The sequence below is a fragment of the Polynucleobacter sp. AP-Jannik-300A-C4 genome (assembly GCF_018688335.1).
GTDB lineage: Bacteria > Pseudomonadota > Gammaproteobacteria > Burkholderiales > Burkholderiaceae > Polynucleobacter.
Window position 1 is genome coordinate 1,358,107 of sequence record NZ_CP061316.1, and the last position, 26,668, is coordinate 1,384,774.

Annotated in this window: 30 protein-coding genes; 17 read left to right on the plus strand and 13 right to left on the minus strand. The window is 46.1% G+C overall.

Going from position 1 to position 26,668, the window contains the following annotated elements; translation table 11 throughout:
- The gene (clpB, locus tag FD975_RS07125) at nt 1–2,595 is read right to left on the minus strand and encodes an ATP-dependent chaperone ClpB (RefSeq protein WP_215301413.1); all 2,595 of its coding nucleotides are present in this window, start codon (nt 2,593–2,595) and stop codon (nt 1–3) included.
- Nucleotides 2,596–2,709: 114 nt separating this feature from the next.
- Between clpB and FD975_RS07130 the strand changes: the two genes are divergently transcribed.
- Nucleotides 2,710–2,952, plus strand: coding sequence for a GIY-YIG nuclease family protein (locus tag FD975_RS07130; RefSeq protein WP_215301415.1), 243 nt, complete (start codon nt 2,710–2,712; stop codon nt 2,950–2,952).
- Between the two features lie 14 nt (nt 2,953–2,966).
- Here FD975_RS07130 and FD975_RS07135 read toward each other — a convergent pair whose 3' ends face one another.
- The 5 genes from FD975_RS07135 to FD975_RS07155 form a co-directional block, all read right to left on the minus strand.
- The gene (locus FD975_RS07135) at nt 2,967–4,433 is read right to left on the minus strand and encodes an exonuclease domain-containing protein (RefSeq protein WP_251371172.1); all 1,467 of its coding nucleotides are present in this window, start codon (nt 4,431–4,433) and stop codon (nt 2,967–2,969) included.
- Nucleotides 4,390–4,863: a tetratricopeptide repeat protein gene (locus FD975_RS07140; RefSeq protein ID WP_251371173.1), complete on the minus strand. Its 474-nt coding sequence runs from the start codon at nt 4,861–4,863 to the stop codon at nt 4,390–4,392. Before FD975_RS07140 ends, FD975_RS07135 begins: the two co-directional genes overlap by 44 nt.
- A gap of 14 nt (nt 4,864–4,877) precedes the next feature.
- Nucleotides 4,878–5,444: an Rrf2 family transcriptional regulator gene (locus FD975_RS07145; RefSeq protein ID WP_215301416.1), complete on the minus strand. Its 567-nt coding sequence runs from the start codon at nt 5,442–5,444 to the stop codon at nt 4,878–4,880.
- A gap of 98 nt (nt 5,445–5,542) precedes the next feature.
- On the minus strand, nt 5,543–5,971 hold the full coding sequence (locus FD975_RS07150; RefSeq protein WP_215301418.1) for a DUF2244 domain-containing protein: 429 nt from the start codon (nt 5,969–5,971) through the stop codon (nt 5,543–5,545).
- Between the two features lie 18 nt (nt 5,972–5,989).
- Nucleotides 5,990–6,142, minus strand: coding sequence for a hypothetical protein (locus FD975_RS07155; RefSeq protein WP_215301420.1), 153 nt, complete (start codon nt 6,140–6,142; stop codon nt 5,990–5,992).
- 111 nt (nt 6,143–6,253) lie between these two features.
- Between FD975_RS07155 and FD975_RS07160 the strand changes: the two genes are divergently transcribed.
- Genes FD975_RS07160 through FD975_RS07175 form a run of 4 tightly spaced genes read left to right on the plus strand, consistent with a single transcriptional unit; the run spans nt 6,254 to nt 8,492 of the window.
- The gene (locus FD975_RS07160; RefSeq protein ID WP_215301422.1) at nt 6,254–6,901 is read left to right on the plus strand and encodes an LON peptidase substrate-binding domain-containing protein; all 648 of its coding nucleotides are present in this window, start codon (nt 6,254–6,256) and stop codon (nt 6,899–6,901) included.
- Between the two features lie 4 nt (nt 6,902–6,905).
- A complete protein-coding gene (locus FD975_RS07165) occupies nt 6,906–7,775 on the plus strand; it encodes an oxygenase MpaB family protein (protein ID WP_215301424.1) in 870 nt (289 codons plus the stop codon).
- Between the two features lie 37 nt (nt 7,776–7,812).
- Nucleotides 7,813–8,160 (plus strand): DUF4149 domain-containing protein, encoded by a 348-nt coding sequence (locus tag FD975_RS07170; RefSeq protein ID WP_256443846.1) that lies wholly within the window; start codon nt 7,813–7,815, stop codon nt 8,158–8,160.
- Between the two features lie 8 nt (nt 8,161–8,168).
- On the plus strand, nt 8,169–8,492 hold the full coding sequence (locus FD975_RS07175; protein ID WP_215301428.1) for a hypothetical protein: 324 nt from the start codon (nt 8,169–8,171) through the stop codon (nt 8,490–8,492).
- Here FD975_RS07175 and FD975_RS07180 read toward each other — a convergent pair.
- The gene (locus FD975_RS07180) at nt 8,464–8,655 is read right to left on the minus strand and encodes a hypothetical protein (RefSeq protein ID WP_215301429.1); all 192 of its coding nucleotides are present in this window, start codon (nt 8,653–8,655) and stop codon (nt 8,464–8,466) included. The genes FD975_RS07175 and FD975_RS07180 overlap by 29 nt on opposite strands.
- Before the next feature lie 92 nt (nt 8,656–8,747).
- Between FD975_RS07180 and FD975_RS07185 the strand changes: the two genes are divergently transcribed.
- Both FD975_RS07185 and FD975_RS07190 read left to right on the plus strand, forming a co-directional pair.
- Nucleotides 8,748–9,371, plus strand: a complete 624-nt coding sequence (locus FD975_RS07185; RefSeq protein ID WP_215301431.1) for an alpha-ketoglutarate-dependent dioxygenase AlkB — start codon at nt 8,748–8,750, stop codon at nt 9,369–9,371.
- Nucleotides 9,368–10,363 carry an NAD(P)/FAD-dependent oxidoreductase gene (locus FD975_RS07190; protein WP_215301433.1) on the plus strand — a complete coding sequence of 332 codons (996 nt, stop codon included), beginning with the start codon at nt 9,368–9,370 and terminating at the stop codon, nt 10,361–10,363. The genes FD975_RS07185 and FD975_RS07190 overlap by 4 nt, the downstream gene beginning before the upstream one ends.
- Nucleotide 10,364: 1 nt before the next feature.
- Here the strand turns inward: FD975_RS07190 and moaE are convergent, their stop codons facing one another.
- The 6 genes from moaE to FD975_RS07220 are packed head-to-tail and all read right to left on the minus strand — an operon-like array spanning nt 10,365 to nt 16,409.
- The gene (gene moaE / locus FD975_RS07195) at nt 10,365–10,823 is read right to left on the minus strand and encodes a molybdopterin synthase catalytic subunit MoaE (protein WP_215301435.1); all 459 of its coding nucleotides are present in this window, start codon (nt 10,821–10,823) and stop codon (nt 10,365–10,367) included.
- 1 nt (nt 10,824) lies between these two features.
- Nucleotides 10,825–11,082, minus strand: a complete 258-nt coding sequence (gene moaD, locus FD975_RS07200; protein WP_215301436.1) for a molybdopterin converting factor subunit 1 — start codon at nt 11,080–11,082, stop codon at nt 10,825–10,827.
- A 49-nt stretch (nt 11,083–11,131) separates the two neighbouring features.
- Nucleotides 11,132–12,373: a gephyrin-like molybdotransferase Glp gene (gene glp, locus FD975_RS07205; protein ID WP_251371174.1), complete on the minus strand. Its 1,242-nt coding sequence runs from the start codon at nt 12,371–12,373 to the stop codon at nt 11,132–11,134.
- A 17-nt stretch (nt 12,374–12,390) separates the two neighbouring features.
- Entirely contained in the window at nt 12,391–13,833 is a 1,443-nt protein-coding gene (gene thrC / locus FD975_RS07210) for a threonine synthase (RefSeq protein WP_215301438.1), read from the minus strand.
- A gap of 9 nt (nt 13,834–13,842) precedes the next feature.
- Nucleotides 13,843–15,153 (minus strand): homoserine dehydrogenase, encoded by a 1,311-nt coding sequence (locus FD975_RS07215; protein ID WP_215301440.1) that lies wholly within the window; start codon nt 15,151–15,153, stop codon nt 13,843–13,845.
- Nucleotides 15,150–16,409 (minus strand): pyridoxal phosphate-dependent aminotransferase, encoded by a 1,260-nt coding sequence (locus FD975_RS07220; protein WP_215301442.1) that lies wholly within the window; start codon nt 16,407–16,409, stop codon nt 15,150–15,152. The genes FD975_RS07215 and FD975_RS07220 overlap by 4 nt, the downstream gene beginning before the upstream one ends.
- 79 nt (nt 16,410–16,488) lie before the next feature.
- Between FD975_RS07220 and FD975_RS07225 the strand changes: the two genes are divergently transcribed.
- The 10 genes from FD975_RS07225 (at nt 16,489) to FD975_RS07270 (ending at nt 26,579) form a co-directional block, all read left to right on the plus strand.
- Nucleotides 16,489–16,866: an Mth938-like domain-containing protein gene (locus FD975_RS07225; RefSeq protein WP_215301444.1), complete on the plus strand. Its 378-nt coding sequence runs from the start codon at nt 16,489–16,491 to the stop codon at nt 16,864–16,866.
- Nucleotides 16,866–18,560, plus strand: a complete 1,695-nt coding sequence (locus FD975_RS07230; RefSeq protein WP_215301446.1) for a glycosyltransferase family 39 protein — start codon at nt 16,866–16,868, stop codon at nt 18,558–18,560. The genes FD975_RS07225 and FD975_RS07230 overlap by 1 nt, the downstream gene beginning before the upstream one ends.
- Before the next feature lie 15 nt (nt 18,561–18,575).
- On the plus strand, nt 18,576–19,748 hold the full coding sequence (locus FD975_RS07235; RefSeq protein WP_215301448.1) for a DegT/DnrJ/EryC1/StrS aminotransferase family protein: 1,173 nt from the start codon (nt 18,576–18,578) through the stop codon (nt 19,746–19,748).
- A 31-nt stretch (nt 19,749–19,779) separates the two neighbouring features.
- A complete protein-coding gene (locus tag FD975_RS07240; protein WP_215301450.1) occupies nt 19,780–20,751 on the plus strand; it encodes a glycosyltransferase in 972 nt (323 codons plus the stop codon).
- Complete coding sequence (locus FD975_RS07245) at nt 20,752–21,621, plus strand: formyltransferase (RefSeq protein WP_215301457.1); 870 nt, start codon at nt 20,752–20,754, stop codon at nt 21,619–21,621. It abuts the gene before it with no gap.
- Nucleotides 21,622–21,666: 45 nt separating this feature from the next.
- A complete protein-coding gene (locus tag FD975_RS07250; RefSeq protein ID WP_015421563.1) occupies nt 21,667–22,713 on the plus strand; it encodes a bifunctional UDP-4-keto-pentose/UDP-xylose synthase in 1,047 nt (348 codons plus the stop codon).
- 12 nt (nt 22,714–22,725) lie between these two features.
- Nucleotides 22,726–23,643 (plus strand): polysaccharide deacetylase family protein, encoded by a 918-nt coding sequence (locus FD975_RS07255; RefSeq protein WP_215301460.1) that lies wholly within the window; start codon nt 22,726–22,728, stop codon nt 23,641–23,643.
- Between the two features lie 37 nt (nt 23,644–23,680).
- Nucleotides 23,681–24,148 (plus strand): peroxiredoxin, encoded by a 468-nt coding sequence (locus FD975_RS07260; RefSeq protein ID WP_215301462.1) that lies wholly within the window; start codon nt 23,681–23,683, stop codon nt 24,146–24,148.
- 234 nt (nt 24,149–24,382) lie between these two features.
- Entirely contained in the window at nt 24,383–26,059 is a 1,677-nt protein-coding gene (locus tag FD975_RS07265; protein WP_215301464.1) for a PhoH family protein, read from the plus strand.
- Nucleotides 26,040–26,579, plus strand: coding sequence for a C40 family peptidase (locus FD975_RS07270; RefSeq protein ID WP_215301466.1), 540 nt, complete (start codon nt 26,040–26,042; stop codon nt 26,577–26,579). Before FD975_RS07265 ends, FD975_RS07270 begins: the two co-directional genes overlap by 20 nt.
- The last annotated feature ends 89 nt before the right edge of the window (nt 26,580–26,668 follow it).

A 26,668-nucleotide genomic window follows, 5' to 3' on the forward strand; every position in this document is an offset into this window, starting at 1 on the left:
TTACTTACTAAAGCTGAAATCGCCGTTCTTATCGACACCTACAGGAACTGTGTCCTTAGGGCCAAACTTGCCTTCCAAGATCATCTTGGAGACTGGGTTCTCGATATATTGCTGAATCGCACGCTTCAGTGGTCTAGCTCCAAATACGGGATCAAAACCGACCTCTGCAATCTTACTCAGAGCAGCATCACTCACTTCCATCTGCATATCGACCTTTGCCAAACGATCTGACAAGTTCTTGAGCAAGATCTTCGCGATATTGGCAATATTGCCTTTATCCAAACCATGGAATACCACGATTTCATCAATACGATTTAAGAACTCTGGTCGGAAGTGATTCTTCAGCTCTTCAAATACCGCATCTTTAATCTCGGATTGCTTCTTGTCTGTCATCGACTGAATCAGATGTGAGCCGATATTACTAGTCATCACAATCACCGTGTTCTTAAAGTCCACAGTACGGCCTTGACCATCGGTTAAGCGACCATCGTCCAATACTTGCAAGAGCACATTAAAGACATCTGGATGTGCTTTTTCAATCTCATCAAACAAGATCACGCTATATGGATGGCGACGTACTTGTTCGGTTAAGTAACCACCCTCTTCGTAACCAACATAGCCTGGAGGCGCGCCAATTAAACGCGCAACACTATGCTTCTCCATGAACTCACTCATGTCGATACGGATCAGGTGATCTTCACTATCAAATAAGAAGCCAGCTAAAGCTTTGCAGAGCTCAGTCTTACCAACACCAGTAGGCCCCAAGAATAAGAATGAACCATAAGGGCGATTCTCTTCAGCAAGACCGGCACGTGAGCGACGAATCGCGTCAGATACCGCACGAATAGCCTCTTCTTGACCAACCACACGCTTATGCAGAAGCTCTTCCATCTTCAATAGCTTGTCGCGCTCGCCCTGCATCATCTTCGATACCGGTATACCGGTTGCACGAGACACTACTTCAGCAATTTCTTCTGCGCCTACTTGCGTACGCAAGAGCTTGTTCTTGACTACACCATCTTTATCGCCTTTTGCTTCAGCTGCAGCAGCAGATTTGAGCTTAGCTTCCAGCTCAGGCAATTTGCCATATTGCAATTCAGCGACCTGCTCCAACTTACCATCGCGTTGGAGCTTAGCAATATCGGCGCGAACTTTTTCAATCTCTTCTTTAAGATGAGCGGCGCCTAATACAGCACCCTTCTCTGCCTTCCAAATTTCCTCTAGATCGGCATACTCAGCACCCAAGCGTTTGATTTCATCTTCAATGAGACCAAGGCGCTTTTGCGATGCTTCATCTTTTTCTTTCTTAACGGCTTCGCGCTCAATCTTGAGCTGAATAAGGCGACGCTCAAGCTTATCCATCACCTCCGGTTTGGAGTCAATCTCCATCCGAATACGTGAACCAGCCTCATCAATGAGGTCAATCGCCTTATCCGGTAAGAAACGATCCGTAATGTAGCGGTGCGATAACTCCGCCGCCGCCACAATCGCTGGGTCAGTAATCTCAATACCGTGGTGAAGCTCATAGCGCTCTTGCAAGCCACGCAGGATGGCAATAGTCGCCTCAACGCTAGGCTCTTCCACCATGACCTTTTGGAAACGGCGCTCAAGCGCTGGATCTTTCTCAATGTATTTACGATACTCATCCAAGGTGGTTGCGCCGATGCAATGCAATTCGCCGCGCGCTAGGGCAGGCTTAAGCATATTGCCTGCATCCATTGCTCCGTCACCCTTACCAGCACCAACCATCGTATGAATTTCATCAATAAAGATGATGGTTTGACCTTCGTCTTTAGCAACATCACTCAGAACAGCTTTGAGGCGCTCTTCAAATTCACCGCGGTACTTCGCGCCAGCTAACAGCAAAGCCATATCCAACACGAGGACGCGCTTATTCTTCAGAGTTTCAGGAACTTCGCCATTAATAATGCGTTGGGCAAGACCCTCTACGATGGCAGTCTTACCAACACCTGGCTCACCAATCAGCACCGGATTATTTTTACCGCGACGTTGCAAGATCTGTATGGTGCGACGAATCTCATCATCACGACCAATCACGGGATCTAGCTTGCCCATACGAGCACGCTCCGTTAAATCGACGGTGTATTTCTTTAAAGCTTCACGCTGACCTTCGGCATCTGCACTATTCACTGATTCTCCTCCGCGCACTAAATCAATAGCCGCCTCTAACGATTTACGATTTAAACCATTCTCACGAGCAATCTTACCGAGCTCACCCTTATCATCTGCCACTACTAGCAAGAAGAGTTCGCCAGCAATAAATTGATCATTACGCTTATTAGCTTCTTTTTCACATAAATTGAGCCAATTACTTAAATCACGGCCAACCTGCACTTCGCCACTAGTGCCCTGCACTTCTGGCAAGTTACTAATGAGCTTTTCGGTAGCCTTCTCAAGTCCAGGAACATTGACGCCTGCGCGGGTTAACAAACTCTTGGCACCGCCATCTGAATCACGCAACATGGCCAACAATAAATGGGCTGGCTCGATATATTGATTATCTTTTGCCAAAGCAAGGCTTTGCGCCTCGCTAAGCGCCTCTTGAAACTTGGTAGTTAATTTATCTATTCTCATTTTTTAGTCCTATCTACTTCAACTATTTTTATTTATTTCTACCTATAGAATATAGGGTCATTCCTCATAATTTCAAGTCTGTTAGACCTCTTTTTAAGTGAAATTTTCCCTATTTTGACCTGGCTTGTTTACCTCCTAGAGTGTGCCGATGGCAGCTATTACGCCGGGATTACTAACCGCCTAGAACATCGCTTGGCAGCCCACAATTCAGGGGAGGGCGCTCGTTATACAAGAGCCCGTAGACCAGTCGTCCTTTTGGCCACGCAAGAGCACCCAGATCGATCTGAAGCCTCTAAGGCCGAGGCTAGATTGAAGAAGTTGCCTAGATCAGAAAAATTAGGTTTCTTTAAAACCTAAAACATGGGTACGGTTTAAGCAGGATCCCTAAGCCTTAAAGGCACTACTTGGCTCTTAAAGCTTCCTGCTAGAGCTTTTTTCAAGATCTTATAAATATCCAGATCAAATTCAGACTCTCCTGAGTCAGCCAATTCATAAAGCTCTTCCTCATTGATCGCTGTTCCTAGATAACGCCAGCGATCAACTACATGCATGTGACCAGCCTCTTGGATTGCAATAGGTCCTGGATAAGGCCAAACCTGAACCTGAAACAACTCTAGGGCAGTTTTGAGCTGTAAATTATGGATCTCGATTGATGATTCTCCAATACAAGCTCCACCACATTGCTTGACTTGGTAACCAAAGCAAGGTTTAGCCTCAATGCGTTTTTCCAAGCCGAGTAGCGCTTCACAGAGACGATACTTTTTCGCAATCGCCTTGAGGTAGGAGTTAGCCTCTCGCTTACTGTAGAACATGCCATAGAGATTTTCCTGAACTCCAGGATTGAGCTCGCGATGACCCACTAGGCGAGGAGTCAGGACACCCTGCTCATCAGAATCTAATTGCCAGGCACATAAATCTTTGGAGCGGCGCAATTTAATATTCAAACTAGGCATCCGCTCTTTAATAAGCCTAGACTCCAAAATTAAAGCACCTAATTCTCCACTTGTCTCAATCCAATCGATATCCCTAATCTGCATCGAGAGTTTCATTTCCTTGCGCTGAGTCAAAGTACCCTGAAAATGCCCCATCACCCTGCTACGCAAAGAAATACTTTTGCCGATATACAGGGGAACTCTGTTCTCGCCATAAAAAATATAGCAACCGGGCCCCTCTGGAATCGAGTCCACCAAGGCTTTATCAATATTGGGCGGTAGGCTCGCGTTACCAATCAGTTGATTGACCGCTTTCAGCAGTGCTTCACGCCCTAGCTTTGCTTCACATACTCGCCAAAATTGAAGCAGTAAATCGGCGTCACCTAATGCACGATGCCGCGAGCTAATCTTGAGATCATGCGCACTGATGATAGTGTCGAGGTTATGCCTGGCTTGATCAGGGAATAACAATCGAGAGAGCTTCACAGTGCAAAGCACTTTGGGTTTGAAGTCGATGCCCACTCGCTTAAAAGACGCCTTCAAAAAACCATAGTCAAAACGGGCGTTATGGGCTACAAAAATCTTACCCTCTAGCTCTCGCGCAATTTCTGTTGCGAGCCCCTCAAAAGGCGGTTGATTGCTTACCATTTGTGGACGGATGCCAGTCAGGCTTTGGATGTTTTGCGGAATAAATGTCTGCGGATTAATGAGGCTCTCCCAGATCTCCACACGATCATCCACTAGGGATTTAATTCCTACTTCCGTAATGCGGTCACGCTCAAAATGGGATCCCGTTGTTTCAATATCAACAAAGGCTAATGGAGGGTATTCATGCTCACTGAATGACATGAGGGATGAGGAATTACTTTTTACCTTGATACTTGGCAATACTCGCTTTGAGGTCACTGTACTCTTCACAACCAAACAGACAAGCCTTATCCAGTCTAGCCAACATAGCCTCTGCCCCAGGTAGATCCTGCTTCATCAAGAGCAGCTCACCGTAGTACTCCATGGCTGATCTGTGGCTCGGATCAATCTTCAGGGCTGCTTGGTAATACTTCTCAGAGGCAGCTAAATCCGGCGGCTGCTTTTTTCGCAGACTGTAGCCCATAAGATTATTCCAGTCCGCAGAATTTACCTCATCAGCTGACTGTAGCTGCTTTAATGCTTGATCATAGTTATTAGACTTAATACTAGCTCTTGCATCGGTTAACCAGGCAGGATCCGATTTTGCCGGAGCTGTATCCGCAGCCACAGATACTACCCATGGTGCTACTGACATCAGAATCGAAGCAAGTATTTTTCCAGCTAAATTCCAACTCAAGGGCTTAATCATATAGGGCGTTATTTTTATCCTGCTTTGTGTAGATAGTCGCCAAAACTAAAAATAGAGTTTGGTCCCAATGGAACATCCTCCACCTTCTTAAAAGGCGCTTTAATTACCCTCTGTACCTCACCCTTAGTTGGTTTATTCACTTTGGGTTCTGGATATGAAAAAGTTTGGCGCTCTGGGGCAGTTTTAGCCTCGCTAAATCGTGGCACATAATCCTTGATGGCATCAGAAAGGCTCACATTCGCCATGCAGCTGAGCATATAAGTCTCCAGGGATTGATACAACTCACTCGCGATATCGCAAGCCTCAACCTTACGTTTCTTAATGTAATTCATGGCTAACACTACATCTTTGATAGTGACCATTCTTGGGTCCTGCAGGAGCGTGTAACCCCCATTTCGACCTTTGGTCCCTTTGACAATTCCCGCTGCCCGTAACGCACTGAGTAAAAGCTCTATTCTGCTTACGGACAATTTTTGACGTTGCGCCAATTCCAATCCAGTAACGGGCTGCAGCTCATTGGAGTGGGAAGCTATGTCCACTAAGGTATTTAGGGCGGCTTTGACAGCTGTATTAACGTTCATGATGAATTTGGCAGATATGTTGAATTTCAGTAAGTATCAAGTTGAATAGGTATTTTTGCAGGGGCAAAGCTTTAACCCTTTCGAAACCATGGTTGTCGTTAACCTAAGTAAGGCCTCAGCTCAGCCAGGAGATTTTTAAATTGCTCAGGTCTAAGAAACTGGCCGAGCTCGACGCTCTGCCCTGTTTGAGAAATCGAAAATACTTTTGCGTGCTCTTCTGGCTGAGATAGCCTGGCCCAGCGGGTATTAAATTCCAGAACAGTCTCTTTGTAAGCAATAAATTTCCTCACAATGAGACGTGTGCCATTGATCTCAATCTCTTCATAATCCAAGGCATGTCGGCAGTAAATTAAAAAACCGGCTGTGACAGCGGTCAACTCAATTGCAGTAAAAATCAGGATTATTTTTACTCCAGCCAATAAAAAACCTGTGGCTACAGTTAAAGAAAGAACGACCAGAGCGATGTAAAACTTGAGAAGCTGTACTGGCGTCAATGCACAATTGCGCCGCATTTTCCAAGTTTTCATACTGATATAGGGTGTGGTTTAGCTGTTGGCTGCTTTAACTTTTTTAGCTTTCTCAAGCTGGTCAGCACTGCGCTGCTGAAAATCAACCATCGTGTGATAACCCATTTGATAGCAAGGACAATGTTTACCAAGAATCCATCGCGCAAGCTTAACCCGTAATTTTTGCATCATGTTGATTCTCCTCTGAATTACGACAATTTAGCTGAAATCCGGAATTACTGCTGAGAGTGACGCCTTTTTAAGCACTCAGCAAACTTATTTGAAATCCTTTAAATTCAAAGCATGAATAAGTCTTCACCAAATGCTTTCTGGATTCCACTTTTCCCGCTGGGAACTACCTTATTTCCAGGCGGTATTATTGCCCTCAAAATATTTGAGACGCGTTATTTAGACATGATGAAGCGTTGCCTGCGAGAAGATGCTTCTTTCGGCGTCGTCAGCATTCTTGATAGCAACCCCAGTGAAGCGGATGCTAATGCAGGAGCCCACTTTTCAAACGTTGGCACCTTAGCGAAATTAGAAGAATTTGACGCAGTGCAGCCTGCCCTCTACATGACTAAGTCCTATGGGACGCAACGCTTTAAGTTAATCTCCGTAAAACAAGAGGCTGATGGCTTATGGATGGGTGAAGTTGAGCTCATAGACCCAGATCCTGAAATGCCCCTGCCTAAAGAGCATGAAAAGGTAGCTGCACTACTTCAAGAAATTATTTCTGTCATCAGAAGTGAAGATCTGCTGGGAGATGATGCATTCAAAATGCCAGCAAACTTAGATGATTGTGGATGGGTTGCCAATCGATTGGCTGAACTCTTGCCGCTCCCTCCAGCACAGAAGAACCATTTACTTGCTCAAAGTAACCCTAGAATCCGACTGGACTTAATCTCCGAAATTATTGAGGATGATGGCTTACGTAATATCGTGATTCATTAACGATATGATTGATGAGCTCATCCGTCGCTCAATTCGAGAAATGGTCGGCGGTGGCGGTCCCCCCGTTGCATTTTTAGAGCCGCCTGGCGATAGGGGTCTATTCGGTCCTGAATCAATAGCCTGGAAAGTCCACGCCGATTTTATTTCGATGATGATTGGTGGTATCAGCTCCCTGGTGCTTCAAGCCCTTCACCCCAAGGCACTTGCTGGAGTATGGGACCACTCTAGCTTCAGGGAAGATCTCAAAGGAAGATTAGGAAGAACGGCATTCTTCATTGCCGCAACCACCTATGGCTCTCAAGAAATGGCTGCTAATGCTATTAGTCGGGTTAATCAAATTCACCAGAAAGTCACTGGTTTTGATGAATTTAACGAACCTTATAGAGCCAATGACCCCAATTTGCTTGCATGGGTACACCTAACAGAAACTCGTAGCTTTATGCGTTCCTATGAGTCATACCGAAGCGAAGTTCTTCGAAGTCAACAGAAAGATCAGTATTTCGCAGAAATGAAAATACTCGGCGAAAAATTAGGTGCCACTCATTTACCTGATACCTACCTAGCTACAGAGCAAGCCATTAAACAGTACATTCCCCAGCTTCACTATGGGGATAGAGCTAAGACCATCATCGCACTACTAGATCATTTCCCAAGCAATCTCAGTTCTAAGCCTTTTGTCAAAATGATTAGTCGCGCAGGCTTTCTGAATCTACCTGATTGGGTTTACCCCATCATTGGTCGCCCTATTCCTAGGCGAATTGAACGACTGGCAATGAGTTCGGCTATTCGGCTGATGGCAATTCCAGTCAGAGAGGCGCTGAAAGATGGCGTAGCTGCTCATTCCCTTCGCAGAGTCTACGGATCACCTAAATGAAAAGGCAAGCATGATCACAAATTATCTTATTTCTGGCATGGTAGGAATCATGCTGTTTTTTACTGTTGTAGTCGCACCTACTGTATTTAAGGTACTCCCTGTGGAGTGGTCTAGTAAATATATCAGGAACTTCTTCCCAAAATACTATGCCAGCTTAGGGCTCGTCACTTTGGTATGTATATTCACTGAACCGGATTTTACTAACAGACCTTACCTAATAGCATGTGCCGCGTTATTTGCTTTCACTCTATTTTTTCTAACAGGAAAAATCAATACTGCAAAAGATGAAGGCAAAAATAAGCAATTCCATCTTTTGCACGGACTAAGCGTTGCTATCAATCTCACGCAGCTGTGTATTTTTATCTTTCTACTAGCGAAAACATAATGAAACTAATGAAAACACTCATTCTTATCAGCCTATTTGCAGGGATTACCGCAAGTGTCCATGCTCAAGAGTCAAATGCAGAGAAGTTTGCCAAGAGCTACAAAGAGTCGTGTGCAAAACAGCAAGCTCAAGTACATGCAAAGTTGAAAGATATTTCAGCAGATTCATTTAGCGAGTACTGCGATTGCACTACGCGCCGAGTCATTACCAATCTCAGTTCAGATCAAATAAAAGAGCTGAATCAAAGTGGGGGTCGCCCCAGTTGGTTAAGATCAGCAGAACAATCAGCTAGTAAAGCCTGTATCAAAGAGGGTCCTGCGATTCGGACTTAGTTTTACTCAGACTCAGGTCTGGATCGCTGCTTTGGGTTTTGGCGGAGATGAGGGGTGGCGCGCTCATTTTCTCGCCATCCCAAACTTGACCACACCAACACTCACCAGCTTCATTAATGATGCAAACCCCTGAACCACAGCAACGTTTATCTGGCGCTTTCACAATCAACCCCTTAGTTCTAATCCATTCATAATGAAGTCTATTCTAGAGTTTTTATTCAAATCGCGTACACAGAACATCTAGATTTACTGAGCATGCAAAACGTTTTATTCGACCGTCTTAATTCGTCTGATCCAATCTGCCTTTTGGAGAAGAATGGGCGAGCTGAATATTTCCATCATTTTTATGCTTCGGATGAATCCGATCATCTTTATACAAACTTGCTAAGCTCAGTTTCCTGGTCAGCAGATGAGATCAAGATGTTTGGAAAACTAATCACAACCACGCGAAAAGTGGCTTGGGTGGGCGATCCCGATTGCCGGTATACCTATTCAGGTATGCAGAAGGAACCACAGGTCTGGACAAAGGAATTGCTTCACATGAAGCATCAACTTGAACGCACGACCGGCCATACCTACAATTCTTGCTTACTCAATCTGTATCACAATGGTGATGAAGGGATGGGTTGGCATAGTGACGACGAGAAAGAGTTAGATGCTACAAGCCCTATTGCTTCAATTAGCTTGGGTGCACGGCGTAAATTTGCATTCCGCCACAAGCTAGATAAAAAAACGGTATCGGTATTTCTTGAGCATGGCAGTCTGCTCATCATGCATCCACCTATTCAAGAGTATTGGCAACACAGTCTTCTCAAGACAAAGACTGTTACTAGCCCAAGAATCAATCTCACCTTTCGAAAAATAATTACAAGATTATGAATGGCAGTCAAGCAATCAAAAGGGTAGCAATTATTGGTGCAGGTATCGCGGGTCTCTCCTGTGCGCGTGAGCTTCAATCTCATGGATTACCTGCAGACATATATGAAAAGAGTCGCGGACCCAGTGGGCGAATGAGTACCCGCCGTACGCCAGATTGGTCAGCAGACCATGGTGCCCAGTACTTCACAGCCAGAGATCCCCGTTTTATTCAGGAAGTCCAAAATTGGATCAAGACTGGCAGTGCTGCGATCTGGAAACCCAAACTCAAGGTCTACGAGGCTGGGGTATGGCGGGACAGTAACTCTGAAGAAATTCGCTATGTTGGCACCCCGAATATGAACTCACCAGGAAAGCATCTTGCCGAAGAGTTATCAATTCAATATGAAGCAACAATCTCTCAGATGCAGCGCAAATCTGGCAAGTGGCATCTTCAGTGCAATGAGATTGGCGATATCCCAACTCTGTATGAGTTTCTCGTTTTAGCGATACCCGCCCCTCAGGCGAGCATCTTAATTAAAGATCTTGATGACAAGGCCTCTAGGATCACTACTACCGCCGAAATGAAGGCATGCTGGACCATGATGGCGCATCTCCCCCATCAACTTACAAGAGACTTTGATGCTGCCTTTATCAACCAAGAAATCATAAGCTGGATTTGTCAGAATAGATCAAAGCCTATGCGTCAAAGTAATCTTTGGACCATTCATGGCAACCCTAACTGGAGTCAAGAGAATGTTGAAATCAGCAAAGAGGATGCCCAAGACCAGATGCTTAAGTGCTTAACAAGTCTTGGGTTTAACTGTAAAGATGCAGAAATCAGCATGCACCGCTGGCGCTATGCAAGCGGTAGCCTACAAAATCCAATGAACTTCCTATTGCAACCCGATATTGGCTTAGGACTTTGTGGGGATTGGCTCAATGGCGGCAGAGTGGAAGGCGCTTGGTTAAGCGGACTCGAACTGGCTGTGGCGCTAAAACGGGTAGCGGACTAAATTAATTCCAGCGTGCCATTGCAGCATCGTCTGTGACGCGGGCATCAACCCATTTACCACCTTCAGGAGTCTCTTCTTTTTTCCAAAATGGGGCTGCTGTTTTGAGGTAGTCCATGATGAACTCACAGGCAGCAAATGCCTCACCTCGGTGAGCGCTAGTGACGGCTACTAAAACAATCTGGTCTTCAGGAAACAATGGTCCTACTCGATGGATGACTAAGCTCTTATACAGATCCCAGCGACCTCTAGCTTGCCGAATGATTTCCTCTAGGGATTTTTCTGTCATACCAGGATAGTGCTCGAGCGTCATGCCTTTAACTTGACTGCCATCATTCATATCTCGGACGGTGCCAACAAAAGTGACTACCGCACCTACGCGAGGATCATTCTTGCGCAGCGCTTGAACTTCAGTACCGAGGTCAAAGTCTTGCTCTTGAATGCGGATGAAATCGTTCTGCATCTTAGCCACCAGTAACCGGAGGGAAGAAAGCTACTTCAGCACCCTCCACAAGCATAGTGGAATCACTCACCATCTCTTGATTTAAGGCGCAACGAATTATCCTGCTGCTTGCCAGCACCTCAGCCCAAGGGTTTCCTCGTTGAGCAAGATAAGCTCTTAAGTCTGCAATAGTTTTGACATCTACTGGAGCAGTAATACTCTCGCTAGAAAGTCCAAGGCCTTCTCGCAGAGAGGCAAAGAATCGTAATTCGAGTTTCATATAGAGATCGTAATCTGATTTCTTCGGGCTTGCTGTGTATTAGATTAACTTAGCTAAGCAGAGCGCTAAAGGGGATGTACTTCACCATATCGCCAGCATTAAATGTTGCCCCTGGCGGGCAATCCACTAAACCATCACCCCATGATGCGCTAGTGAGCACACCAGAGCTTTGGTTAGGAAATAGATCTAAACCACCCTGCGCATTGATTTTTACGCGCAGGAACTCATTGCGACGATCTCCTTTAAGCCAATCAAAGTCAGCTCGCATTGGGTAAGACTGTGGCATACCCGCATCTCGTCCTTGTAGCTTCAGAATAAACGGGCGTACAAATAGGAGGAATGTCACAAAACTAGATACTGGGTTACCTGGCAGTCCAATAAACCAGGTTTCACCATCTTTGTTCTTGGTTGACTTGCACACAGCACCAAAAGCCAAAGGCTTACCTGGCTTAATGCCAATCTGCCAAAGATCCAATCTACCTTCAGCAGTCACTGCCGGTTTGATGTGATCTTCTTCACCAACGGATACGCCACCAGAAGTAATTATCAGATCATGATCTTTGCTAGCCTTGCGCAGCGTTTCTTTCGTAGCCTCAAGACTGTCGGGAACGATTCCAAAGTCTGTGGCATCGCAGCCCAAGGATTTAATGCATGCTAACAAAGTATCGCGATTGGAGTTGTAGATACCACCCGGTTTGAGCGGTTCACCTGGAAGAGAAAGCTCATCACCGGTAAAGAATGCAGCCACCCTGACCTTACGCTTCACATTTAAATGGGTTAGGCCAGCAGACGCTGCAACACCCAATTCTTGTGGACGCAGAAAAGTGCCTGCGCTGAGAGCCGTTTTGCCTGCAGTGAGGTCCTCACCTCTTCGGCGGATCCATTGACCTGATGTTGGTGCAATATTGACCTGCACTTGATCAGTTGAACCCTCTGGAATAGCGCAATCTTCTTGCATGACAACCGCGTCAGCACTTGGAGGAACTGGGGCACCAGTAAAGATTCTGGCAGCAGTGCCTGGCTCTAGCTGCGTACCCATAGATCCCGCCGGAATACGTTGCGCAATCTTGAGGGTGCTTCCAGGAGTTTGGGTATCTGCAGTACGCACCGCATAACCATCCATGGAGGTGTTATCGAGTGGGGGCACATCTACCAAGCTGTTAACACTTTCAGCAAGTACGCGGCCGAGCGCAGCCTGCATAGCAACTGTCTCACTCTCACCTACAGCTTTTGCATTTGACAGCAAGTGATCTAAAGCCTGCTGAGCAGTCAACATCGGAGGCTTAGTCATAGCGCTTGATTTCTGAGTTAATTAAGGTGAGCAGTAATGAAGTTTTTCACTTGATTGACATCAGCATCGATATTTTCAACGCGCTGCGGCTTTGACTTGATATCTTTAAATGCCGGGGGGCATTCTGCAGGACGCCCCAATGCCACTTCAATTGTTTCTTCAAATTTAATAGGTAAAGCAGTCTCGAGAACAATCATCGGAATGCCTGCTTGTAAGTGCTCACGCGCAACCTTCACGCCATCAGCTGTATGTGTATCAATCATGACGCCATACTGTGAGTCAATATTACGAATTGTCTCAAGGCGGTTTTCATGAGTACTGCGGCCGGATTGGAAGCCGTACTTAGCAATATCTTTAAAGACGGTATCTTTAGAAATATCAAAGCCACCAGCTTCGTCCACTTGCTTAAACATGCCAGCGGTTGCCTGGCCATCTTTGCCCATCAGATCAAATACAAAGCGCTCAAAGTTACTCGCTTTAGAAATATCCATAGATGGGCTTGAGGTATGCAAAGTCTCAGCAGACTTACGCGCACGATACACGCCAGTGCGGAAGAACTCATCGAGAACATCATTCTCATTCGTAGCAGCGATCAAATGGGCGATTGGCAAGCCCATCATGCGGGCAATGTGGCCAGCGCAGATATTGCCAAAGTTACCAGACGGCACAGTGAAAGAGACTTTTTCGGAGCTTGATTTTGTAGCAAGTAAATAACCTTGAAAATAGTAAACAACCTGAGCAACTACTCGGCCCCAGTTAATGGAGTTCACAGTACCAATTTGGCGGCTTGCCTTATAGCTGTGATCATTACTCACTGCCTTCACAATATCTTGGCAATCATCGAAAACACCGGCAACCGCCAAGTTAAAAATATTTGGATCTTGCAAGGAATACATTTGTGCGGATTGGAAAGCACTCATCTTTCCGCGTGGTGAAAGCATAAAAACCTTCACACCTTCTTTACCACGCATAGCGTATTCAGCCGCACTGCCGGTATCACCAGAGGTCGCGCCCAGAATATTGAGCTTCTGACCTTTTTTCTTTAGCGCGTATTCAAAGAGATTGCCGAGCAACTGCATCGCCATATCTTTAAATGCCAATGTTGGTCCGTTAGACAGACTCAGCAAGCCAATGCGTGTGCCCTGCTCTTCACCCAGCCAATGTAATGGCGTGATGTCTTTAGCATTATCTTCAGTCCGTCCATTGCAATAGACCTGCTCTGTATAGGTCTTACGTAATAAAGCGCGTAAATCCGCCTCAGGAATGTCATCACAATACAAACTCAAGACTTCATAAGCGAGATCGGCATAAGACAATCCACGCCAAGAATCGAGCTGCTCTTTAGTGACTTGCGGATACTCAGTCGGCAGATACAAACCACCATCTGGCGCCAATCCACCAAGGAGGATTTCTAGAAAAGATTGTTGCGGGCTATTGCCACGAGTAGATTGGTAACGCATGTATTTATATTAGGACAGATTTTCTAAGCGGATCTTCACTACTTCGCCAGCAACAGTTTTTAGATTCTGGATTTCAGCAATCGCTGCTAGCATGTGCTTTTCTTTAGTTTCGTGAGTCAAAGCTACCAAATCAGTTTGGCTTTCACCCTCGTCCGCTTCTTTTTGCAAGAGCGCGTCAATCGAGATGCCGTGAGCTGCCAAAATTTTTGTGATGTCAGCTAAAACGCCGGCCTGATCTGCTACACGCAAGCGTAAATAGTAGCTGGTGGTGATTTCACCCATAGGCAATACAGTAATGTCGCGCACTGCATCTGGTTGGAAAGCAAGGTATGGGACACGGTTCTCAGGGCTCGCACCTAATAATCGCGTGATATCTACTAAGTCGGCAATCACAGCAGAAGCAGTTGGCTCTGAACCCGCGCCTTTACCGTAGTACAGCGTGGTACCAACAGCATCGCCGAATACCTGAACGGCATTCATAGCGCCTTCTACGTTAGCAATTAAACGCTTAGTCGGAATCAAAGTTGGGTGAACACGTAATTCGACACCACTAGATGTCTTCTTGGCGATACCAAGTAACTTGATGCGATAGCCCAACTGCTCAGCGTATTTAATATCGATGGCATCCAACTTGGTAATACCCTCAACGTGCGCTTTTTCAAATTGCATTGGAATACCAAATGCAATGGCACTCATGATGGTTGCCTTATGTGCAGCGTCTACACCTTCAATATCAAATGTCGGATCGGCCTCTGCGTAACCTAAACGCTGCGCCTCTTTTAAGACGGTTGCAAAGTCTAAACCTTTGTCACGCATCTCAGAAAGAATGAAATTGGTTGTGCCATTGATGATGCCAGCGATCCATTCGATACGGTTTGCAGTCAAACCTTCGCGCAAGGCCTTGATGATTGGAATACCACCCGCTACAGCCGCCTCAAATGCAACCATCACACCTTTTTCATGGGCAGCCTGAAAAATTTCATTGCCATGAACGGCGATCAAGGCCTTGTTAGCCGTCACTACATGCTTGCCAGCTGCGATTGCCTCTAGCACCAAATCTTTAGCAATACCGTAACCACCAATCAACTCAACAACGATATCAATCTCAGGATTATTAATGACTGCACGAGCATCACTCACTACTTGAGCGCGATCTTTTACTAATTCTTTGGCACGCTCTACATTGAGATCGGCAACTGTATTAATACGAATGCCACGGCCAGCGCGACGGGTAATTTCATCTTGGTTACGCTCGAGAACAGTAAATACTCCACCACCCACAGTGCCAATACCTAATAGACCAACTTGAATCGGTTTCATGATGCCTTTGTTGCTGTTGAATTAGCCGCTTTGCGACTATGTTTTTGACGATAACGCTCAAGAAAACGTGCAAGGCGACCAATCGCCTCATTAAGCACATCTTCATGAGGTAAGAACACTAAACGGAAATGATCTGGCTTGCCCCAGTTAAAACCAGAGCCTTGTACTAACAACACTTTTTCTTCTTTCAAAAGATCGGCAACAAATTGCTGATCATCCTCGATTGGATACATCTCAGGATCAAGCTTTGGAAATAAATACAAAGCAGACTTTGGTTTCACGCATGTCACGCCTGGGATCTCAGTAATGAGCTTCCAAGCAAGCTCACGCTGCTTTGCTAAGCGACCACCCTCATTAACCAAATCATTGATACTTTGATAACCACCCAATGCCGTTTGAATTGCGTACTGGCCCGGTACGTTGGCACACAATCGCATTGAGGACAACATATTGAGACCCTCGATGTAATCGCGGATCATCTCTTTGTCACCAGAAACTATCATCCAGCCAGCTCGGTAGCCGCAAGAGCGGTAGTTCTTAGATAAACCATTGAAGGTAATGGTGACCACATCAGTAGATAAAGATGCCAAGGAGATATGCTTTTCTTGGTCATACAACATCTTGTCGTAAATCTCATCGGCAAACAGAATCAATCCATGCTCACGGGCGATGGAGGTTAACTCAGTCAATACTTCTTTTGAGTAAATGGCGCCGGTTGGATTGTTGGGATTAATCACCACAATCGCTTTAGTGCGCGGCGTGATCTTTTTACGCAAATCCGCCAAATCAGGAGCCCATTCTTTGGACTCATCACACAAGTAATGCACTGGGGTACCACCAGACAGACTCACAGCAGCTGTCCACAATGGATAGTCAGGAGCTGGCACCAACACTTCATCGCCATTATTGAGAAGTGCGTTCATTGCCAAGACGATTAATTCTGAAACGCCATTGCCGGTGTAAATGTCATCCAAAGTAACCCCCTGGATGCCTTTTTCTTGGCAATACTGCATGATGGCCTTACGAGCCGCAAAAATTCCCTTGGAATCGGAGTACGCTGAGGCATTACCCAAATTACGGATCATGTCCAACTGAATCTCTTCTGGGGGATCAAAGCCAAAAACACCTACATTACCGATGTTTAATTTGATAATTTTGTGACCCTCCTCCTCCATGCGCTGAGCAAGCTCCAGCACGGGCCCACGAATGTCATAGCAGACGTGATTGAGTTTTTCGGACTTTAGGATCGGTTTCACAATAAATTAAAGGGTAAGTTCTTGAAAACTAGGAAAAAACAGCTAGCTATAATCCTCATAATTATGACAGAGAGTCCATGTGAAGCTTCAATCTGACCCCCATTCCGGAGCCAATACGATCACCGGTTACGGCGATGGCTACATCGAGATCAATAAGATCCCCTACAGTCACGCGGTTTTATTGAGCTCGGATGGTGAAATCCTTGAGTGGTCAGTGGGCTCCTTTGAGGAGCTAAGTCCTGCTGATTTCGCCAAAATGGCTTCTCTCAAGCCCGAATTAATCATTATTGGTACTGGCAAACGCCAGCGCTTCCCGAAGCCTGAGCTTTTAAAAACCCTCATAGAGGCTAAGCTTGGCTTTGAAGTTATGGATTCTCAAGCGGCTTGTCGAACTTACAACATTCTTGTTGGCGAAGGTCGCCAGGTGTTACTTGCCCTCATTGTGGAACCTATCTAATGCAGTTTGGCCAAGTGCGGCAATCCAGCACCCTAAACCCAGCATCTATTTTGATACTGGTTCTTGTGTATGCCTTGCTATGGTTTGGAACCTTGAACTACCGTCATCTCATTCCATCTGACGAAGGGCGTTACGCCGAGATTGCTCGTGAGATGCTTGTCACTGGAGATTGGGTTACTCCTCGCTATAACGGCTACAAGTATTTTGAAAAACCCCCATTACAAATTTGGGCTACCGCTACCGCCTTTAATCTTTTTGGCATCGGTGATTGGCAGGCGCGCTTATGGACTGCGCTCACTGGTTTTCTAACGATTGTATTTATTGGATTTACGGGGGCACGGATCTATAGCGCACGAGCAGGTTGGTTAGCTGCTATCGCTTTAGCATCGAGCCCAATGTGGGTGATTGGTGGCCACATCAACTCGCTGGATATGGGATTGTCAGCATTTTTAGTTACTGCCCTCTGCAGTCTTTTATTGGCACAAACTTCTCATAACTCGAGTGGCACCAGGAGATGGATGTGGGCTTGCTGGGCCTTCATGGCTCTAGCAACCCTATCGAAAGGCGTGATTGGACTAGCTATACCAGGAATGGTTTTTATTGTTTATTCCATTACTGCATGGGACTGGAAAATCTGGAAGCGTCTTCACATTATTAGCGGCACCATTGTATTTTTAGCAATTACTGCGCCCTGGTTTGTTCTGGTAGCGCAACGCAATCCAGAGTTTCTGGAGTTCTTCTTTATTCATGAGCACCTGCAACGTTTTACGCAAACAGCCCATAGCAGAACCGGCCCGATTTATTACTTCATCCCACTGCTACTACTAGGCTTTTTGCCATGGATTGCACAAACCCCTGGTGCTATTACTCAAGCTTGGCGAGAGCGTAATCGCGAGTTCTCCAGCGGCTGGTTACTGACCTGTTGGTTTGCCGTGATCATGGGCTTCTTTAGCGTCTCTCAATCGAAGTTACCTGGCTATATCATCCCAGTCTTTCCGGCACTCGCAATACTTGTTGGGCATTGCTTAGATCGCAAATTAGACTCTAGCAATTCACTGGGATTGTCTTGGAAGTTACAAACCCTCTTCTTTGCAATTTTGGGTGGAGTTGGATTTTTCTTTTTGGATCAGGTTGGAAAACAAGCCCGGCCTGATGAGATTGAATCCTATGCGCAATATGTCTATTGGATCATCGCAGCACTGATTGCATTGATTTCATTTAGCCTCTTAGCATTTATTCAAAGCAAGCGCTATGGATTAAAGAGCATCACGAGTTTTGCTAGTGGGTTTTTTCTCTGCGCAATCATCGCCGGTACGGGACATGAAACTCTCGGTCGCGCAGTCTCTGGCATTGACCTGGTGGAAAAGGTGAAGGCCGGCATTCCAGAGAAAGTGAACTTTTATTCCATAAGAATCCTAGACCATACGGTGCCCTTCTATTTAGGAAGAACCATGATCATGGTGGAGTCTCCGGATGAGTTGGAGTTTGGTGTGAAACAAGAACCCCAATTGTGGCTTCCCACCTTTGATGCCTTTATCGAGCGCTGGAAGGAAGATCAAACCGCGTATGCCTTAATGGTCCCCGAGCAATACATTGAGTTACAAAAATTAAATATCCCAATGCAAGAAGTGGGGAGAGATTCTCGGCGCGTCATTGTTAAACACCCAGAATTACTAAGTAACTCTGCACAATAAATTCTTAAGGCCACCATGTCAGCCAATTCAAATTCTCTGCCATTTATTCCGTTTACGCGCCCGCACTTTAATCAAGAAACAATTGATGCAGTTGCAGAAGTATTGCGCTCTGGTTGGGTAACCTCAGGACCGAAGTTGGCAGAATTTGAAGCCACCTTGAGCGAATACTTTGGCGGACGCCCAGTGCGGTGTTTTGCCAATGGCACTGCCACCATGAAAATCGCTCTGCAGGTTGCTGGTATTGGTCCAGGCGATGAAGTAATTACTACCCCGATTTCTTGGGTAGCTACCTCCAATGTCATTCTGAGTGTTGGTGCAAAACCCGTGTTTGTCGATATCGATCCCGTGAGCCACAACATCGACTTAAATAAAGTGGTGGCAGCCATAACACCAAAGACGCGCGCCATCATGCCAGTCTATTTAGCTGGTTTACCTGTCAACATGGATCAACTCTATGACTTGGCCAAGCAATACAAACTGCGGGTGATTGAAGATGCTGCACAAGCATTTGGATCGCAGTGGAAGGGTCAAAAGATTGGCAGTATTGGTGATCTCGTGAGTTTTAGTTTTCAGGCAAATAAAAATTTATCCACTGTTGAGGGTGGCTGCCTTGTTCTTAATAATGCAGATGAAGCAAAGCTTGCGGAGAAGTTTCGTCTGCAAGGCCTTACCCGCCAAGGCATAGATGGTATGGACGTTGATGTCCTTGGTGGTAAGGATAATTTGACAGATGTAAATGCTGTGATTGGTTTACATCAACTCAAACAGTTACCAACATTTCAGGCACGTAGAAGTACTTTAGCAAGAATGTACTTCGATGCAATTCGCACTGAAATAAATTCCGCCGGCTTAGGTGATCTCAATCTAGAACTTCCTGTAGCAAACTTTAGCGATAGCAACTGGCATATGTTCCAGGTCGTACTACCTCTCGAACAACTGAATGTGGATCGCGCGCAGGTAATGACTGAACTCAAAGATCTAGGTATTGGTACAGGCGTTCATTACCCCATCATTACTGGATTTATGCTTTACCAAAAGCTAGGTTACCAAGTTGATGCCACCCCTAATGCGCAGCGTATTGGTCGCTCGATTTTGACCCTTCCCCTCTTCCCGGGAATGGCCGATGAAGATATTGGCCGTATAGCTAGCGCTTTAGTGGGAATTTTGAAAAAACATCGCAAAAACTAATATCGAGAACGGAATCAGGCAAAATTGCAGCATGACTGCTAATTTAGCTACCCAAGCCTGCAATCCCTCGCTCAGCGTTGTTATTCCCGTCTACAACGAGGAAGACGGTCTTCAAGCACTCTTTGATCGTTTATACCCCGCACTAGATGCGATGGCTAGCAAGCGCAACATTGCTTATGAAATAGTGTTTGTAAATGATGGCAGCAAAGATCGCTCCGCCGGCATCCTGGCCAAGCAAGTTGAATTGCGCTCTGATGTCACGCGGGCGGTTTTATTTCATAGCAACTTTGGTCAACACATGGCCATCATGGCTGGCTTTGAATACTCCCGCGGTGAATACATCATCACGCTAGATGCAGATTTACAGAATCCCCCCGAAGAAATTGATGCCTTAGTAAATGAATTATTCAAGGGTCATGACTACGTTGGCACGATTCGTACGAATCGTCGAGATAGCTTCTTTAGAAAATTTGCTTCCCGGGCCATGAATCATTTGCGGGAAAAAATTACTCGCATCACGATGACCGACCAAGGCTGCATGCTGCGCGGCTATAGCCGTCGTATTGTTGATCTTGTTCGTCAGTGTGACGAGAGCAATACATTTATTCCAGCGCTGGCCTATACCTTCGCCTCCAATCCAACTGAAATCAGCGTTAAACACGAAGAGCGTTTTGCTGGTGAATCTAAATATAGCCTCTATCAGCTTATTCGCTTGAACTTTGATTTGGTCACCGGCTTCTCCGTAATGCCTTTGCAGATTTTCTCGATCCTGGGAATGCTCTTGGCAATGGCTGCGGGTAGCCTGTTTATATACCTACTGATCCGCCGCTTTGTTCTGGGCGCTGAAGTTGAAGGAGTCTTTACACTATTTGCGCTCACCTTCTTCTTGATTGGCGTAATGCTGTTTGGTCTTGGTTTGCTCGGTGAATATATTGGCCGCATCTACCAACAGGTACGTGAGCGTCCGCGCTATGTTGTGCAAACTGTTTTAGAGAAAAAATAATTGCACGCAGTCGTCTTTGCATATCACGATGTTGGTGTTAATTGCCTCAAGGCATTAATCGCTGCGGGTATCCAGATTGATTTGGTACTTACCCATCAAGATGATCCCAACGAGAATGTCTGGTTTGGTAGTGTTGCGAAGCTTTGTGAGGCGCAGCAGATTCCTTACATCACACCAAACGCAAACGAGTTAATGGATCTCGTGCCCCAGATTCAAAAACTGGCCCCTGACTATCTTTTCTCTTTTTACTATCGCCACATGATTCCGGCCGAGCTTTTGGCCTGCGCCAAAATTGCTGCGCTGAATATGCATGGCTCACTCCTACCAAAATATCGTGGCCGCGCTCCAGTGAATTGGGCCATTCTCCATGGTGAAACTGAAACGGGCGCCACATTGCACATCATGGAAGTTAAACCAGATGCAGGCGATATCGTGGGGCAATCAGCCGTCTCTATTGGTCCAGATGAAACCGCGACAGAAGTCTTTGGAAAAGTCAGCCAAGCAGCCGTAGCTGTCATGAATCAAGTCCTACCTCAGCTTGTTCAGGGCAAAGTCCCCAGAAAATCCAATAATCTGGCTCAAGGAAGCTATTTTGGAGGTCGCAAGCCCGCTGATGGCCAAATTCTGTGGCAACAGACGGCTCAGCAGGTCCATAACCTCGTGAGAGCCGTTGCACCCCCTTATCCTGGAGCCTTTACTGACTGGGAGGGTCAACGCAGGATTGTGGCCCGCACAAGCCTTATAGGCCCATTCCCAGAGGAACTAGATCTTCAGGCTCCCGGTATCCAAGTGGTTGATAATCAGGTATTCGGTGTTTGTGGCGACCAGAGAGCGGTAGCGATACTGGACTGGTTCCCAGCAGACAGCTAATAAATTAAAAGCAGCACTCTTTAGATTAAAAACGAGGCAGTAAAGATGAAAAAAGTACTCATTCTTGGCGTAAACGGCTTTATTGGTCATCACCTCTCAAAACGCATCCTGGAGACAACCGATTGGGATGTCTATGGCATGGATATGCAAAACGATCGCCTAGGTGATTTAGTGAACCACCCCCGCATGCATTTCTTTGAAGGTGACATCACCATCAACAAAGAATGGGTTGAGTATCACATCCGCAAATGCGACGTCATCCTACCTTTAGTAGCCATCGCGACACCGGCCACTTATGTTCAGCAACCGCTCAAAGTGTTTGAGCTCGACTTCGAAGCTAACTTACCAATCGTACGTTCAGCTGTTAAATATAAAAAGCATTTGGTATTCCCATCTACATCCGAAGTCTATGGCATGTGTGAAGATGGTGAATTTGATCCCGCTAAATCCAATATGGTTTACGGTCCAATCAATAAGCCACGGTGGATCTATGCTTGCTCTAAGCAATTGATGGATCGCGTGATCTGGGGTTACGGCATGGAAGGTCTACGCTTCACTCTCTTCCGCCCATTTAACTGGATTGGCCCAGGTCTAGATAGTATCTACACACCAAAAGAAGGCTCCTCCCGTGTAGTGACGCAATTCTTAGGTCATATTGTTCGCGGTGAATCCATCAACGTGGTTGATGGTGGTGCGCAGAAACGTGCCTTTACTTATGTTGACGATGGCATTGATGCCTTGATGCGCATCATCGATAACAAAGATGGTGTTGCAAACGGCAAGATCTACAACATCGGCAATCCCAAGAACAATCACTCTATTCGTGAACTCGCCAATCAGATGCTAGAGATTGCTCGTAGCATTCCAGAGTATGCGAAGACAGCGAATGAAGTGAAGATTGTAGAAACCACTTCTGGCGCTTACTACGGTGAAGGCTATCAAGACGTTCAAAACCGTGTACCCGCTATTGACAACACCATGAGTGAATTAGGTTGGAAGCCGACTACCAATATGAGCGACGCGCTGAAGAATATTTTCGAGGCCTATCGTGAAGATGTGGAAAAAGCACGTCACTTGGTTGATAACGAATAAGTACAGAGGTTCATGGCTAAGATTGCACTCAAAGTAGATGTTGACACCCTACGCGGCACTAAAGAAGGCGTCCCCAATCTAGCGCGCACACTTGAACGCTTTGGCCTTAAAGCCACTTTTTTATTTAGCCTAGGTCCAGACCATACAGGTTGGGCGCTGAAGCGTGTCTTTAGACCAGGCTTTCTAAAGAAGGTGAGTCGCACTTCTGTTGTTGAACACTACGGTATTAAGACTTTGCTCTACGGCGTCCTCCTTCCTGGGCCAGATATTGGCAAACAAGCTGCTGCTGAAATGCGTGCGATTGATGCAGCTGGTCATGAAACTGGAATTCACACCTGGGACCATGTGGCCTGGCAAGACGCAGTGCGTAATCGTGATGCCCAATGGACTAAAGCGCAGATGCAAAAGAGCTGGGATCGCTTTGTAGAAATCTTCAGACATACACCAGTCACCTATGGTGCTGCTGGCTGGCAAATGAATGAAGCTGCTTTTGAGCAACTTGATCAATGGGGTATCAAATACTCTTCCGACGGTAGAGCCGAACCGAATTTGATGCCATATCGCTTTGACCTGCCCTCCGGTAAAGCGAAACATGTGCAATACCCAACTACCCTACCCACCTTTGATGAGTTGATTGGCATTGATGATGCAGACGAGTTTGGCGCCGTCAAAAGACTTCTTGAGATCACCCAAAGCAATCCCAATGATCAGGTATTTACTTTGCATGCGGAGCTAGAAGGTCAAAAGCTGCTACCCGCCTTTGAGCAATTGCTCGCCGGATGGTTAAACCAAGGTCACGATCTAGTAACCATGGGCGAATTGCATCAATCTTGGGAAGCAACTAAACAACTCGATAAAATAGCTGTACAACCCGTCACTTGGGGAGAAATTCCCAACCGAAGTGGCGAACTCATTTTGCAATCAAGTTAACTGGCATTACGTAATACATAAAATTAGAGAGGCCATCATGACAGTAGAAATTGGTAAGCCAATGCCCCAGTGTGCAATCCCAGCAACATCAGGATTGACGTTTACTCCAGACTCAGCCAAAGGCAAAAAGCTGGTTATCTACTTTTACCCAAAAGATATGACTCCTGGCTGCACAGCAGAGTCTGGTGAATTCCGGGATAACATTGACGCCTTCACTAAAGCCAATACCTTAATCGTTGGCGTATCTCGGGATAGCATCAAATCTCACGATAACTTCCGTAGCAAACTTGGGCTGCCATTCGAGCTAGTGGCTGATACCGAAGAAACCCTCTGTCAACTCTTTGGTGTGATGAAGTTGAAAAACATGTATGGCAAACAAGTTCGTGGTGTTGAGCGTAGCACCTTCCTTTTTGACTCTTCAGGTAAGCTTACAAAAGAGTGGCGCGGCCTTAAGGTTCCTGGACATGTGACAGAGGTATTACAAGCAGCCCAAGATACTAAATAATTTTTTAATTAATTTAATCTGGGGTACTTGCAAAGCCCAAAATTTGGGGTAAAGTTGTTCATATGCACCGTAAACGACGGGAAAGTCTAACAGTCAGTTTGACTCATCAGCCTGATTACTTCAGAACAGGCTTGGTAAGCATCCCCCGCCGTTTTTCAGATCGTTTTACACCCAGTTTCGTTATAGACCGTCAATGCAATCCGCTTGGCGGTTTTTTCTTTTAGGAGAGTCTGCATGCCATTGCCCCCAATCCCAACTCAAATTGCTGGCCAAGTAAAAATTAGTAGCAAAGACACTCCAAATTTAAAGAAGCGTCCTGCACCAGCAAAAACTGTTGTGATGGAAAGTCATGCTCCAGATTGGGCAACAGATGCAGAAGAGGACTTATCTGCCGCTGAAGTCGCCCTCGAGAAAATCAAAAGTGATCGCAGTCCAGTTGCGCCACGTCATGAGCGTGATGACAGGAAAATGGCAAGCGTCCCAGAAAAACCAAAGCGCATTGTTCGCACTGGTCCACCTAGCCTATTTGTTTTAGATACCAATGTACTGATGCATGACCCGAGCTCTCTGTTCCGTTTCTCCGAACACGACCTCTTCCTTCCAATGACCACACTTGAGGAGTTGGATAACCACAAGAAAGGGATGACTGAGGTTGCCCGTAATGCCCGTACCGTCAGCCGCTCATTAGATCAATTGGTTGCCGGCACCAGCGGTACATTAGATGAAGGTATTCCACTCAATAAATTAGGTAATCAGGACGTATCTGGTCGCCTCTTTTTCCAGACTAAGCTAACCACTGAATCATTACCTGAGGGACTACCTGAGGGTAAAGGTGACAACCTCATCCTCGCTGTTGTGAGCGAACTCCAAAAGACACGCAAAGGTCAAGAGGTAGTTTTGGTATCTAAAGATATCAATATGCGTATTAAGGCGCGTGCTCTAGGATTGCCTGCTGAAGACTACTTCAACGATCAAGTGCTAGAGGATCGAGATTTAATGTATTCCGGTGTCATGTCTTTGCCAGCAGACTTCTGGCCCAAGCATGGCAAAGACATGGAAAGCTGGGCTGATGGCAAATCTGGCACGATGTTTTATCGCGTCACCGGCCCTTCAGTTCCAAACATGCTGGTCAATGAGTTTGTCTATCAAGAAAATCCTGATGGCTCGACACCTTTCTATGCCCAAGTCAAAGAGATCAACGGCAAAACCGCCCTCCTTCAAACTTTGCGAGATTTTTCTCATCAAAAGAATAATGTTTGGGGCGTAACAGCACGCAACCGCGAACAAAACTTTGCCATGAATCTGCTCATGAACCCGGATGTGGATTTCATTACATTACTGGGCCAAGCGGGTACCGGAAAAACCCTGCTGGCCTTAGCTGCTGGACTGGAACAGGTCCTAGATAGTAAGCGCTATAACGAAATTATCATTACCCGCGCTACCGTTCCTGTTGGCGAAGATATTGGCTTTTTGCCAGGTACCGAAGAGGAAAAAATGCAGCCTTGGATGGGTGCTTTTGATGACAACCTTGAGGTCTTGCAACGCAATGAAGATGGTGGTGCTGGTGAGTGGGGTCGTGCTGCTACACAAGAATTGATTCGTTCACGCATCAAAGTAAAGAGTATGAACTTCATGCGTGGCAGAACTTTTGTGAGTAAGTTTGTGATTATTGATGAAGCGCAAAACTTAACTCCGAAGCAAATGAAGACTTTAGTGACTCGTGCCGGACCAGGAACTAAGATTGTTTGCTTGGGCAACATTGCCCAAATCGACACACCTTACCTAACTGAAGGTTCTTCAGGGTTAACTTATGTGGTTGATCGCTTCAAAGGCTGGCGTCATGGCGGGCATGTGACTCTGGCTCGTGGCGAACGTTCACGTCTTGCGGATCATGCTGCTGACGCACTCTAAGCAACTTCCCTCATGCCGCACTCTCATTGGGTGCGGCATTTTTATTTGCGCCCTCCTCTCATTGTCGGGGTGCAGCAGCTTTGGAGCAAAAAATAATGCTGCTAAGGTTGCGCAATTTAAGCAAGATACCAGCGTAGGCACTGAAGACATTTCGATCGCTGCAGTAGGTTTGGTGGGTGTGCCTTATCGCTATGGCGGCAATAATCCTAAGGGTGGATTTGATTGCAGTGGGCTGATTGCTTACGTCTACCAAAAGTCAGCCAACATTAAACTGCCACGGACCATTCAAGAAATGAGCTCTAAGGGTAAAAGCGTTGAAAATCAACCGCCCGCACCAGGGGACCTAGTCTTTTTCAACACTACTGGTGCCAAGTATTCACACGCAGGAATTTATGTTGGGCAAGGTAGATTTGTACATGCCCCAAGCGCTGGAGGAACTGTGCGCCTGGAGTACATCACTACACCCTATTGGGCAGCTAGATTTACTGAGGCCAGAAGACTAAGCTCGGCATCTCAATAGTCTGTGGGGCTAATACATAGATGGTGATTTTTCATCAATAATCCCATGAAGATACATTTTAGGATTTTGAATTTAAACAATATGGGCAA

Coding starts and splice junctions, on each gene's coding strand:
- clpB (WP_215301413.1), bottom strand. CDS start 2,595: ATGAGAATAGATAAATTAACTACCAAGTTTCAAGAGGCGCTTAGCGAG.
- FD975_RS07140 (WP_251371173.1), bottom strand. CDS start 4,863: ATGATTAAGCCCTTGAGTTGGAATTTAGCTGGAAAAATACTTGCTTCG.
- FD975_RS07145 (WP_215301416.1), bottom strand. CDS start 5,444: ATGAACGTTAATACAGCTGTCAAAGCCGCCCTAAATACCTTAGTGGAC.
- FD975_RS07150 (WP_215301418.1), bottom strand. CDS start 5,971: ATGAAAACTTGGAAAATGCGGCGCAATTGTGCATTGACGCCAGTACAG.
- FD975_RS07155 (WP_215301420.1), bottom strand. CDS start 6,142: ATGATGCAAAAATTACGGGTTAAGCTTGCGCGATGGATTCTTGGTAAA.
- FD975_RS07160 (WP_215301422.1), top strand. CDS start 6,254: ATGAATAAGTCTTCACCAAATGCTTTCTGGATTCCACTTTTCCCGCTG.
- FD975_RS07165 (WP_215301424.1), top strand. CDS start 6,906: ATGATTGATGAGCTCATCCGTCGCTCAATTCGAGAAATGGTCGGCGGT.
- FD975_RS07170 (WP_256443846.1), top strand. CDS start 7,813: ATGGTAGGAATCATGCTGTTTTTTACTGTTGTAGTCGCACCTACTGTA.
- FD975_RS07175 (WP_215301428.1), top strand. CDS start 8,169: ATGAAAACACTCATTCTTATCAGCCTATTTGCAGGGATTACCGCAAGT.
- FD975_RS07185 (WP_215301431.1), top strand. CDS start 8,748: ATGCAAAACGTTTTATTCGACCGTCTTAATTCGTCTGATCCAATCTGC.
- FD975_RS07190 (WP_215301433.1), top strand. CDS start 9,368: ATGAATGGCAGTCAAGCAATCAAAAGGGTAGCAATTATTGGTGCAGGT.
- moaE (WP_215301435.1), bottom strand. CDS start 10,823: ATGCAGAACGATTTCATCCGCATTCAAGAGCAAGACTTTGACCTCGGT.
- moaD (WP_215301436.1), bottom strand. CDS start 11,082: ATGAAACTCGAATTACGATTCTTTGCCTCTCTGCGAGAAGGCCTTGGA.
- glp (WP_251371174.1), bottom strand. CDS start 12,373: ATGACTAAGCCTCCGATGTTGACTGCTCAGCAGGCTTTAGATCACTTG.
- thrC (WP_215301438.1), bottom strand. CDS start 13,833: ATGCGTTACCAATCTACTCGTGGCAATAGCCCGCAACAATCTTTTCTA.
- FD975_RS07215 (WP_215301440.1), bottom strand. CDS start 15,153: ATGAAACCGATTCAAGTTGGTCTATTAGGTATTGGCACTGTGGGTGGT.
- FD975_RS07230 (WP_215301446.1), top strand. CDS start 16,866: ATGCAGTTTGGCCAAGTGCGGCAATCCAGCACCCTAAACCCAGCATCT.
- FD975_RS07235 (WP_215301448.1), top strand. CDS start 18,576: ATGTCAGCCAATTCAAATTCTCTGCCATTTATTCCGTTTACGCGCCCG.
- FD975_RS07240 (WP_215301450.1), top strand. CDS start 19,780: ATGACTGCTAATTTAGCTACCCAAGCCTGCAATCCCTCGCTCAGCGTT.
- FD975_RS07250 (WP_015421563.1), top strand. CDS start 21,667: ATGAAAAAAGTACTCATTCTTGGCGTAAACGGCTTTATTGGTCATCAC.
- FD975_RS07255 (WP_215301460.1), top strand. CDS start 22,726: ATGGCTAAGATTGCACTCAAAGTAGATGTTGACACCCTACGCGGCACT.
- FD975_RS07260 (WP_215301462.1), top strand. CDS start 23,681: ATGACAGTAGAAATTGGTAAGCCAATGCCCCAGTGTGCAATCCCAGCA.
- FD975_RS07265 (WP_215301464.1), top strand. CDS start 24,383: ATGCCATTGCCCCCAATCCCAACTCAAATTGCTGGCCAAGTAAAAATT.
- FD975_RS07270 (WP_215301466.1), top strand. CDS start 26,040: ATGCTGCTGACGCACTCTAAGCAACTTCCCTCATGCCGCACTCTCATT.